Raw genomic sequence first — 11,310 nt, 5'->3', positions numbered from 1 at the left:
AAGGTTAATACATGCTCCTGTTAGGGAGGCAGCACCTAAACTGATTTTTTTACAGACAATCAAAATGAACTGGCTATTCTGGCAAAAGCATTAGGGCATCCTGCAAGAATTGCTATCATAGAATACTTATTAAAAGTAAATGCGTGTATTTGTGGTGATATCGTAAACGAATTACCTCTTTCTCAGCCTACCATTTCTCAGCACCTTAAAGAGCTTAAAAATGCTAATTTGATAAAAGGAAGTATCGAGGGAAACGCGATTTGCTATTGTATTAACGAATCTGGATTTGAAAAAATCAAGGTCTTTTTCCAACATGTTACAGCACATTTGGAGAAAAGAAATAATGAATGTTGTTAAATATTAAAAATAAAAACTATGAAACTTTCAGAAATTAAAAAAATTTTAAAAACAGTTGAAACGATTAATTTTCAACTTCCAAATGGGTCTTTTGTACCCGAATATTTTCACGTTACCGAAGTTGGTTTAATAACCAAAAACTTTATCGATTGTGGCGGGACGGTTCGCAAAGAAACGGTTGTCAATTTTCAGCTTTGGGATGCTAATGATTACGAACACAGATTAAAACCTCAAAAACTAGTTCATATCATCGAGCTTTCGGAAAAGGTTTTAGGCATCGAAGATTTTGAAATCGAAGTAGAATATCAAGATACGACTATCGGTAAGTATGATTTAGACTTTAACGGTAAAGATTTTCTTTTATTAAATAAACAAACTGCTTGCCTTGCTATGGATCAATCGGAATTCCATCGGAAAAACAAAAAGTAAATCTTTCGGATATATCAAATCAATCCAACTCTTGTACTCCAGGCGGAAGCTGTTGCTAATTTTTAAAACATCTTAAATATGAGCACACTATTTCCCGAAATCGAAAACACAATTCGTTCTTTTGATTTTAAAAACATTCCTGCTGAGCGCAAAGAAATTTTGCTCCCTTTGGTAGTTTTTATACAAAATAGAGTGAATACGCTACAAGAAATTAGGCTTAATTTTATTTGTACCCATAATTCGAGAAGAAGTCATCTGGCACAAATTTGGGCACAAGCTGCTGCTGCGCATTTTGGCATAAAAAACACTTCTTGTTATTCGGGAGGAACGGAAGCAACTGCTTTATTTCCTATGGTTATTAAAACGCTAAAAAAATCCGGTTTTAAAATCGAAACTATTTCCGAAGGTCAAAACCCTATTTATTCTATAAAATTTGCGCCTAACGAACAACCTATTATTGGGTTTTCTAAATCATTTGATGCTAATTTTAATCCCGAAAGCAAATTTGCAGCTATAATGACGTGTTCGCAGGCCGATGAGGGATGCCCATTTATTGCTGGTGCTGAAAAACGCATTCCGATTACTTACGATGATCCGAAAGCATTTGATAATACACCTCAACAATTTGAGAAATATCAAGAACGCAGTGTACAAATTGCTACCGAAATGTTTTATGTTTTCTCACAAATAAACAAATAATATGTCTGCAAATACTTGCGCTCCAACTTTCGAAAGAAAAAAATTAAGTTTTCTTGACCGTTTTTTAACGCTTTGGATTTTCCTTGCTATGGCTGTAGGCGTTTCAATTGGTTATTTTATTCCATCGAGCGGAGATTTCATTAATTCTTTCTCTCGCGGAACTACTAATATTCCGCTTGCAATTGGATTAATATTAATGATGTATCCTCCACTTGCGAAAGTTAAATACGAACTCTTGGGAGAAGTTTTTAAAAATACCCGAGTATTGGGTGCCTCTCTATTTCTTAACTGGATTGTTGGCCCTTTTTTAATGTTCGGATTGGCTTTATTATTCTTAAATGGTTATCCTGAATATATGATTGGCTTAATCTTAATAGGCTTAGCCAGATGTATTGCAATGGTTGTTGTTTGGAACGACCTTGCTGATGGAAATCGTGAATATGCTGCTGGTTTAATTGCCCTTAACAGTATTTTTCAAGTTTTGCTTTATAGTGTTTATGCTTGGCTTTTCATTACTATTTTACCTCCGTATTTTGGTTATACTGGTTTTAATATAAATATCTCTATTGTTCAAATTGCCAAAGTGTTGGTATTTATTTAGGTATTCCTTTTGCACTTGGTATTAGCAGCCGTTATATTCTTATTAAGCTAAAAGGAATCACTTGGTTTGAGAATAAATATGTGCCTCTAATTTCACCTATCACACTAATTGCACTATTATTTACCATCTTAATCATGTTCAGCCTAAAAGGAGAATTAATTGTGCAAATTCCTATGGATGTAATACGAATTGCTATTCCACTGATTCTTTATTTTGTAATAATGTTTGTATTTAGCTTTTTTACTGGCAAGTATTTTGGTGCTGACTATTCTAAAGCTACTGCAATTGCATTTACTGCTACTGGAAACAATTTTGAGCTTGCAATTGCAGTCGCCATTGGAGTTTTCGGAATTAATAGTGGACAGGCTTTTGCTGGCGTAATTGGCCCTCTTGTTGAAGTCCCTGCCTTAATTGCTTTGGTAAATGTTGCTTTTTGGTTCAAAAAAGTTTCTTTTAAAAACTCAGAGGTTTAAAGTAACAAAGGCTTCTTTTAAGGTGCTGAGGCTCTAAGCTACAAAGTTTCGATAGCTATCGGAACTTTGTAGCTTAGTTTGTGTATAAATCTTTATGAAATACTTTGTGAACTATGCGTACCCCGATACCTATCGAAACTGCGCTCTTTGCGGTTCATTTTACACGCAAAAGGTGACATAATCTTATCATCCAGACGCAGGAATACACGAGCAATAGTAAACTGGCGAAGCAATCTCTACTAGTTACTCTACACAGTTTGGAAAGCTATTACTACATCAATTTACTATTGTCGAAGTCTCATTTCTCAATGACTCTTTCAGATTTGGCAGATTGAACAGATTTATATTAATTGTTTTATCATGAAAACGAGAGCCCTAGCCCTGATGGAAACGGCATCCTTTTTATTTTTCCTTTAAAAATAAAAAGATATAGTGAACAGCAGGAAGCAGCTTCTAATTCAAAATCTTAATTTACCACAAAATTCGTAAAGCCATACTTTTACTAAAACTAAATTCTAAAACTTCTAGAACCTCCTTAGGAGGAAAATTGTTAAATAAAAAAAGGTCCAACTTTTTACAGTTGAACCTTTTTATGTGAACTAATAATTTGTTATTTTTTATAATACTTGCGGTATTTTGGATAAGTCACAGCTCCTATCAGCGTAATTATTCCCAATGAATACCAAATCCAATCTAATGAATGTGCTTCTCCACTTGCATAAGAGTGTAATCCTACTAGGTGAAAGTTTACTCCATAATAAGTAAATAAGATTGAAATAAATGCAAACATACTCATTAGGTTAAAAAACCATTTTCCGCGTAAAGCTGGTACAAAACGAGCGTGAATTACAAATGCATAAACCATAATGCTAATTAATGCCCAAGTTTCTTTTGGATCCCATCCCCAGTAACGTCCCCAACTTTCATTGGCCCATTGCCCTCCTAGGAAGTTTCCTATACTTAGCATAATCAAACCGATAGTCAATGCCATTTCGTTGATGTATGTAATTTCTTGAATATTTAAATCCATCTTGGCTTTGTTGTTCTTATTGGTAAAGAAAATCAATAATAACGATACAAAACCTAATATCATTCCTAGTGCAAATGGTCCGTAACTAGCAACAATTACTGCTACGTGTATCATTAACCAGTATGAATTAAGAACAGGTTGTAAATTAGCTATTTCTGGGTCAATCCAGTTCATATAAGCAGCCATTAAAATCATTGCAGTTACAAATGCAGATGACGCAACGGTTAATTTTGATTTTTTATCAAAAGCCAAACCAAAGAACATTGTTGCCCAACCCACATAAACAATAGACTCATACGCATTACTCCATGGTGCATGTCCTGCAATATACCAACGTGCTATTAATCCTAATGTGTGTAAACCAAATAAGATACCAATTATAACATGAAATACATTTATCGTAATACGTAATGCTTTTTTCTCAAAGAATATATTTACAATAGTAAAAATAAACATTAAAATTGAAGCCGTGATATACCAATACGGAAGCTTCTTGAAAACATCGTATTTGTTATACAATAACTCCGATGTAATTTTCTCTTCGCTTGGACGAACTTTACTACCAAATTTCTTTTGGAACCCGTTGATGCTTTCTAGCAATTCATCGGCTTGTTTAAAATCTTTTGTAATCGAAGCATTATTTAAAGCGGCAAAATACATTGGTAAAATTTGCTTCACATAAGTTTCGTCCATTCCTTTTAAACCAGCATTGCTAATCTCTAAGTAGGAGATCCATTTATTGCCTGGATCATTTGGAATAGGGAATATTTTTAATATACTTCCGCTTAAAGCCGATTCCATTAAGTTTACCTTTTTATCAGTTTCGATAAAATCTTTCTCAAACTGATTCGGGTTTGCCGCTTTATAAGCAGCATCTAAATAAGGTGATAATTTATAGTTTCCTTTCTCGTCAAAGAACTTAATAAATGGAGCAAACCCTGCATCTTTATCAATTCCGATAATTTTACGAATACTATCATTTCCTGATTTAATATATATAATTGGTATCTCTATCCAAACCTGAGCGTATTGTGTCATTGACAAAAATACCTGATCAGAATTCATTCCGTTATACGTATCATCATGACTTACTTTTCTCAATAATTCTGATGAGAAAGTATTAATAGGCTTCATTCTTCCACCTGCATCCTGAATAATCAAACGACCAAATTTGGCTGCATGTTCTTTTGGTGCTTTATAGATATTAATTAATGAATCAAGTTGTTTTTGACTTGGTGGTCTCGTAACATGATTTGCATGATTCTTTGGATCCTTTGTTTCTGCTGCATGATTATGGTCATGATCTTTTGCATGGTCATGATTAGGATCAGTACTATGTGCTGCATGATCGTGGTCATGATCGTGATCGTGGTCATGTTGCTCTTGGGCAAATCCGTTAAAGCTCAACATTAAAACTAAAATAGTAATAAATTTTGCTTTTTTATTTTTTACTTTTTCTAGTTTGCGCTTTAAGTCAGCAAAACGAGAATGTTTAGTAAACATAATTGCCATTAGACCAAAATACAACAAATAATAACCGAAATAGGTAATGTTAGTTCCCCAGAAATCGTGGTTTACTGATAAAACTGTTCCTTTTTCGTCTGGATCAAATGAAGATTGGAAGAATCTATATCCTCTATAATCTAATACGTTGTTCATATAAATTCTAGCATCAAATGTTTTAGTTGAATCTATAACAGTAACTTTACTTTCAAAAGAAGAATAACTTTTCTCTGTTCCTGGATATTTTTGAGCTATAAAGTCATTCAATTTAACCTTGAATGGCAGTATATAAGCTTTACTTCCATAGAAAAAAGTATAATCAATTTTTCCAATTTTAACTGTTTTAAAATCTCCAATTTTACCTTTTGATCCTAATAATGTTACTTCTTTCTCTTGCCCTTCAGCTTTTAACGTTACTGTCAAAGCATCTTCATGCGTTTTTGCCTTGTAATCATTATTTGATTCATAAGCAATAACTCCTTTTACAGCTGGATCTGGGAATACAATACGGATATCTCCAATACTATATAATGAACGCATCATTAATGGCTGCACATTATCTTTAGTTACTTTTCCTTTAAATTTATCGGCCATACGCATAAAATCTCCTTCAAAAGGGGTTTGTATTGTATATGCCTCACCTGTTGTATTGATATTAATAGCTCCTTGTGTAGGTTTGTTTAATGCAAATAAAACATTGTGTATATTTTGTACTTCACCATCTTTAAGAAAATGTTCTTCACGTCCACCATCACCAGCTTCCACCAATTTTAAATATAAAATTCCATTAGCGTCTGGTTTCACAACCTCTTTAGCTCCCATGATAAAATCTTTATATTCAACTTCAAATGGAGTTTCATCAAATTTACCTGAAATACTAAAATCGTTATTGGCTACTGGAGATAATAGTAAATTTTTCTCAAAGACACGGCGTTTCATTTCTCCCTTAAACTCTCCATCTGCAAAAACAGTAAGGAATGTTTTGTCTGAATATATTTGATTTTCAGCAGCCCCTTCGCGAATTGGCATCATCCCTTCATAACTAATATAACGTGTTATAAAAGCTCCTAAAAGAATAAAAATGAAAGCCAAATGCAGTATTAAAGTTGCCCATTTTTCTTTTTTATGTAATTGATATCTTTTAATATTTCCAAAGAAATTAATTAAGAAGAAAACCATTATGACCTCAAACCACCATGAGTTGTATATAAAAATTCTGGCTGTGTCGGTATTGTACTTACTTTCTATAAAGGTCCCGACTCCCATTGCAATTGCAAATGTTAAAAAAAGGACAGCCATTAATCGTGTAGAAAACAAAAAGGAGAATATTTTTTTATCCATTACTAAGGAATTACATTTTATAAAGTGGCACAAAAGTACTTAAAAATGTTGACTCAAATATTCGTGCTTTTGTTAATTAAATCCAAAATAAAGCACTTCTACGAAATCTAAAGAATTAATTTTCTTACTAAAGTCAATTTATCAACGAACTTGCCTAGTAACGGGAGTCCTTTAAAAAAAATTGCTAATTTTGCAGTATGATTAAAATAACACTTATTGGATCCGGAAATGTATCTCAACATTTAATAAATGCTTTCGCAAAAAACAGTGCGATTGAACTTATTGAAGTATATTCCAGAACCAAAAAAGAAATAGCTCCACTACTCGATTCTAATAAAATTGTAACTGATCTTGCTCTTTTAAAAGAAGCCGATTTGTATATTATTGCCGTTTCTGATGATGCGATATCGATGGTTTCGGAACAATTGCCTTTTAAAAACAAACTGGTAGCTCACACTTCTGGAACTGCTTCATTACAGACAATTAATACAAAAAACCGAAGCGCTGTCTTTTATCCTTTACAAACATTTACAAAGAATAAAGAAGTCGATTTTAAAGTGATTCCGCTTTGTTTAGAAGCCGAAAATAACACCGACTATTTGGTACTTGAAACAGTTGCTAAAAGCATTTCGGATGCGGTATATTCCATCAATTGGAACAACGCAAAGCATTGCACGTGGCAGCTGTATTTGTAAATAATTTCACCAATCATTTATACCTAATCGGACATGATATATGCGAAGAACATCAGGTTTCATTTGACATATTAAAGCCTTTAATCGCTGAAACTGCCAATAAAATCAATACCCTTTCACCTATTGAAGCTCAAACAGGTCCTGCAAAACGCAATGATATTACAACAATCGAATCCCATTTGAGTTATTTATCAAATGAAAATCAAAAAAAAATATACACATTACTAACAAAATCTATACAAAATAATGGCAAAAAGTTATAAAAATAATGAACGACATCACTACTTTTATTTTTGATGTTGATGGAGTACTTACTGATAGTTCGGTTTTTGTAACCAATGAAAAGGACATTTTTGTACGATGAATATTCGTGATGGTTATGCGATGAAAGCAGCTGTTGAAAGTGGGTATAATGTATGCATTATTTCTGGCGGAAGCAATGAAGGCGTGCGTATACGATTACGCAATTTAGGAATAACAGATATCCATTTAGGAACTCCGGATAAAGTAGAAACTTTTAAAGAATACACTGAGCAATACAATATTAAGTCTGAGCAAGTTTTATACATGGGTGATGATATCCCTCATTATCATGTAATGAAATTAGTAGGATTACCTACTTGTCCTCAAGACGCAAGTCCTGAAATAAAAACAATTAGTCGTTATATCTCACATGTAAAAAAAGTAGGAAAAGGTTCTGCACGTGATGTAATCGAACAAGTTATGAAAGTACAAGGAAAATGGATGGCAGCACTTTAATGGGAAACACGATTAGAGGCTAATATTCAGTAACAGTGTTCAGTATCAATCTACAGTGTCTGTATTACACATTAAGAATTAAGTTTTGTATTTTATAGACTTTGTAACAAAACCATGTAGTATATAATCTAAACTCCATGATTTGGATAATATAATAACCTTTAGATCTCTTATAAAGACTATTGGAACTTTGTTGCTTAGAACCTGAGTACCTCAAAAAGTGCCTTAAAAAGAAAAAGTCAACAAATACCTCAAACTCATTCGCTACCAGAACCTAATGATGCTTGCTTTTATGCAAATACTATTTCGTTATGGCTTCTTAAAATTGCAAAATATTCCTTTGGCACTAGCCCATTGGCAATATGCTTTATTGGTGCTAAGCACCGTTTTAATTGCTGCCGCCGGATATGTGATTAATAATATTTTTGATCAGGAAACCGATTTAATAAATAAACCTGGTGATGTTGTGGTAGGAAAAAGCATTTCTGAAACTGCAGCCTATAATATATATGTAGCCCTTAATATTAGTGGTGTTGCTATTGGTTTTTACTTATCGAATGTAATTATGATACTTGGTTCGTATGGTTTTTATTCTAGTTGCAGCTAAGTCTTTATTTTTATGCTACAACTCTAAAACAAATTATGATTCTGGGAATATCGTTGTTGCATGATCTTTATCATTTAGCGTTATAATAATTGGTGTTTTTGACCTATTTCCAGCTACTGATAATGAAAACAGAGCACAAATGACAAGTATGTTCTCTATACTTTTTGATTATGCCGTTTTTGCTTTTATGATTAATTTTATACGAGAGATTGTAAAAGACATCGAAGATGTAAATGGAGATTATAATCAAGGTATGAATACACTACCTATTGCAATTGGTGCTAGCCGAACAGCCAAAATTGTTTTTGCACTTTCAATTATTCCAGTTGTTTTTTTATTAATCTATATCAATAACTATTTAGTGCCAACAATCTTTATATCGCTACATTATATGCCTTTATATTTGTGCTTGCTCCACTACTTTATTTTATTGCAAAAATTATAACTGCCAAAACAAAAAAAGAGTTTCACAATTTGAGCTCTATTCTAAAATGGATTTTATTCTTCGGAATTCTATCAATTTTAATCATCAATCTTAATATTAAATACAATGCTTAAGCAAAAATTAGAAAAATATACTTTAATACTGGCTTCTGGTTCTCCAAGACGTCAACAATTTTTTAAAGACTTAGATTTAGATTTCGAAATCCGATTAAAAGATGTCGAAGAAATATATCCTCTAGAATTAAAAGGTGTTGAAATTACCGATTATCTGGCAGAATTAAAAGCAAGTGCTTTTGATGGACAATTAAACCCAAACGAAATTTTAATTACAAGTGATACTATTGTTTGGCATAATGATAAAGCCTTGGGTAAACCTAAAGATAAAGAAGATGCTTTTACTATATTGAAATCATTATCGGATACTACGCATGACGTTATTACCTCTGTATGTTTTACAACTAATGAAAAATCAACTGTTATAAATGAAATTACAAAGGTTACCTTTACCAAATTAAGCGACGAGGCTATATTATATTATATAGATAACTACACACCCTACGACAAGGCTGGCGCATACGGCATACAGGAATGGTTTGGTTTTATGGGCGTTTCAAAAGTAGAAGGCTCATACACCAATGTTATGGGATTGCCTACGCATAGAGTTTATGAATATTTAAGTACATTAGATTAAAAATATAGAATTATGACAGCTTTTTTTACCGATTACGCCAAAGAAATATTTGCAACAGGAATCTTTATTGTAGTAATGGTTTCGGTAAGAATTATTATTACCCAAATCGTTTGGAAATATGCCCGAAAAGAGCATTTTCTTGAGCATCGAACCAATTTGATAATCAAATACATTAATTTACTCGTAAACACCCTATTTATAATAGGTTTATTTGTTATTTGGGGAGTCAAAACCGATGATATTTTCCTTACTGTATCTTCTATAGCAACCGTTATTGGTGTGGCAATGTTTGCGCAATGGTCTATTTTAAGCAATATTACATCGGGAATTATCCTATTCTTTTCATTTCCATTTAAAATTGGAGATTCTATAAAAATTCATGATAAAGACTTTCCAATCGAGGCCGAAATTGAAGATATAAATGCTTTTCATGTAAGTTTAAAAACTAAAGAAGGTGAGAAAATTATTTATCCTAATAATTTGCTTCTGCAAAAAGGAATCTCAATTATATCTGCTCACTTTGAAGAGAAAGAGTTTTTTGATTAAAAAGTTAACCATGTAAGTTATATAAGTTCATTTAAGCAAAATATTTCAAAACTTATATTTATTTATAGAACTTATGTGATTGCAAATTACCAAACATATAAGTCATATAAGACCATTTAAGCAGCGTATTTAAAAACTTATATTTACGAAAATGTCTTTTATAGTTTTAAAATAACGAACCATGTTAAGTCATGTAAATTCATTTAAACAAAGTGTCTCAAAACTTCTATTTACCTAAACGACTTATATGGTTGTAAATTTTATGGGAATTTTATAAGCTAATCTTAAAAATGTAGAACGTAAAAAAGTAAATAAACATAACATTTGTTTAACTTAGTTTTTATTAGTCGTAATAAGAGCTTTTAATCTCAATAAATTAGTTATGGAAACAATTAAATTGCCTTTTTATGTAAAACTAATGTGTGTATTAATAAGTATAATTTGTATTGGCTTTATATTTTTTATTGGTAAAGATATCTTAACATCAATATTATTGGCCTTTTTATTTTCGGTTCTATTACTACCATTATTTACATTATTGCACGTAAAATTACGCTTCCCCCATTTTCTAGCGTCTATAGTCACAGTTCTCATTTTTGTATTAATTATAATTGGGATACTTACTTTTATATCTTATCAGATTAGTGATATTGCCAATGACTTTTCTGTAATTAAGAAAAATGCCATTTCAGTTTTTAATGATTTTCAAAACTTTATTAAAGCAAATTTTAATATTAGTACTGGCGAACAAAAAAAATACCTTGAAAATGTCATTTCTGATTCTGTAAAAAATGGTGGCGAAAAAATAAGTACCCTTTTCTTTATTTCTGTTTCGGATGTTCTTTTAGATTGCACTATAATTCCCATTTTTATTTTCCTGTTTTTACTATATAAGAAACATTTCATTCTATTTTTGGCAAAACTATTCAAGAAAGAGCACCATACTAAATTAAAAGAAATTCTAACCCGAAATAAAAGTATCTATAAACAATTATATTGTTGGTCTTATTATAGAAATGCTAGTTGTTTCTGTATTAACCAGTATAGGCCTTTACATCATTGATGTGAAATATTTTATTTTATTAGGGCTTATCAAGGTGCTGCCTCCCTAACAACAGGAGCATGTATTAACCTT

Annotated in this window: 10 protein-coding genes and 3 pseudogenes; 12 read left to right on the top strand and 1 reads right to left on the bottom strand. The window is 31.9% G+C overall.

Features of this window, described 5'->3' with window-relative positions:
- Positions 1-69: 69 nt before the first annotated feature.
- The 4 genes and pseudogenes from AC1RYN_RS13060 (at position 70) to arsB (ending at position 2,559) form a co-directional block, all read left to right on the top strand.
- The gene (locus AC1RYN_RS13060; RefSeq protein WP_481807314.1) at positions 70-357 is read left to right on the top strand and encodes an ArsR/SmtB family transcription factor; all 288 of its coding nucleotides are present in this window, start codon (positions 70-72) and stop codon (positions 355-357) included.
- Between the two features lie 18 nt (positions 358-375).
- A pseudogene (locus AC1RYN_RS13055) lies at positions 376-845 on the top strand (DUF6428 family protein).
- 19 nt (positions 846-864) lie between these two features.
- Entirely contained in the window at positions 865-1,485 is a 621-nt protein-coding gene (locus tag AC1RYN_RS13050; protein ID WP_481807313.1) for an arsenate-mycothiol transferase ArsC, read from the top strand.
- 1 nt (position 1,486) lies between these two features.
- Positions 1,487-2,559: pseudogene (gene arsB, locus AC1RYN_RS13045) on the top strand (ACR3 family arsenite efflux transporter).
- Between the two features lie 610 nt (positions 2,560-3,169).
- Here the strand turns inward: arsB and AC1RYN_RS13040 are convergent.
- Positions 3,170-6,433 carry a cytochrome c biogenesis protein gene (locus tag AC1RYN_RS13040; protein ID WP_481807312.1) on the bottom strand — a complete coding sequence of 1,088 codons (3,264 nt, stop codon included), beginning with the start codon at positions 6,431-6,433 and terminating at the stop codon, positions 3,170-3,172.
- A 197-nt stretch (positions 6,434-6,630) separates the two neighbouring features.
- On the opposite strand from AC1RYN_RS13040, the gene AC1RYN_RS13035 reads away from it, so the two are divergent.
- From AC1RYN_RS13035 to AC1RYN_RS13000, 8 genes and pseudogenes are all read left to right on the top strand, one after another.
- A complete protein-coding gene (locus AC1RYN_RS13035) occupies positions 6,631-7,128 on the top strand; it encodes an NAD(P)-binding domain-containing protein (RefSeq protein WP_481807311.1) in 498 nt (165 codons plus the stop codon).
- Positions 7,110-7,391, top strand: a complete 282-nt coding sequence (locus AC1RYN_RS13030; RefSeq protein ID WP_481807310.1) for a DUF2520 domain-containing protein — start codon at positions 7,110-7,112, stop codon at positions 7,389-7,391. Before AC1RYN_RS13035 ends, AC1RYN_RS13030 begins: the two co-directional genes overlap by 19 nt.
- A pseudogene (locus tag AC1RYN_RS13025) lies at positions 7,375-7,903 on the top strand (KdsC family phosphatase). The gene AC1RYN_RS13030 and the pseudogene AC1RYN_RS13025 overlap by 17 nt, the downstream one beginning before the upstream one ends.
- 309 nt (positions 7,904-8,212) lie before the next feature.
- Positions 8,213-8,494, top strand: a complete 282-nt coding sequence (locus AC1RYN_RS13020) for a UbiA family prenyltransferase (RefSeq protein WP_481807309.1) — start codon at positions 8,213-8,215, stop codon at positions 8,492-8,494.
- A 139-nt stretch (positions 8,495-8,633) separates the two neighbouring features.
- Positions 8,634-8,939, top strand: a complete 306-nt coding sequence (locus tag AC1RYN_RS13015; RefSeq protein WP_481807308.1) for a hypothetical protein — start codon at positions 8,634-8,636, stop codon at positions 8,937-8,939.
- Positions 8,940-9,044: 105 nt separating this feature from the next.
- Positions 9,045-9,629, top strand: coding sequence for a Maf-like protein (locus AC1RYN_RS13010; protein WP_481807307.1), 585 nt, complete (start codon positions 9,045-9,047; stop codon positions 9,627-9,629).
- A gap of 12 nt (positions 9,630-9,641) precedes the next feature.
- Entirely contained in the window at positions 9,642-10,175 is a 534-nt protein-coding gene (locus AC1RYN_RS13005) for a mechanosensitive ion channel domain-containing protein (RefSeq protein ID WP_481807306.1), read from the top strand.
- A gap of 382 nt (positions 10,176-10,557) precedes the next feature.
- Positions 10,558-11,238 carry an AI-2E family transporter gene (locus AC1RYN_RS13000; protein WP_481807305.1) on the top strand — a complete coding sequence of 227 codons (681 nt, stop codon included), beginning with the start codon at positions 10,558-10,560 and terminating at the stop codon, positions 11,236-11,238.
- The last annotated feature ends 72 nt before the right edge of the window (positions 11,239-11,310 follow it).

The sequence above is a fragment of the Flavobacterium sp. TC780 genome, from assembly GCF_056783245.1.
The sequence above is the reverse complement of the archived record's forward strand: the minus strand, read 5'-3'. Positions and strand labels throughout refer to the sequence as shown.

Excerpts from the sequence above, each read along its gene's own strand:
- AC1RYN_RS13050 (WP_481807313.1), top strand. The coding sequence starts at position 865 with ATGAGCACACTATTTCCCGAAATCGAAAACACAATTCGTTCTTTTGAT.
- AC1RYN_RS13000 (WP_481807305.1), top strand. The coding sequence starts at position 10,558 with ATGGAAACAATTAAATTGCCTTTTTATGTAAAACTAATGTGTGTATTA.
- AC1RYN_RS13010 (WP_481807307.1), top strand. The coding sequence starts at position 9,045 with ATGCTTAAGCAAAAATTAGAAAAATATACTTTAATACTGGCTTCTGGT.
- AC1RYN_RS13035 (WP_481807311.1), top strand. The coding sequence starts at position 6,631 with ATGATTAAAATAACACTTATTGGATCCGGAAATGTATCTCAACATTTA.
- AC1RYN_RS13040 (WP_481807312.1), bottom strand. The coding sequence starts at position 6,433 with ATGGATAAAAAAATATTCTCCTTTTTGTTTTCTACACGATTAATGGCT.
- AC1RYN_RS13015 (WP_481807308.1), top strand. The coding sequence starts at position 8,634 with ATGACAAGTATGTTCTCTATACTTTTTGATTATGCCGTTTTTGCTTTT.
- AC1RYN_RS13005 (WP_481807306.1), top strand. The coding sequence starts at position 9,642 with ATGACAGCTTTTTTTACCGATTACGCCAAAGAAATATTTGCAACAGGA.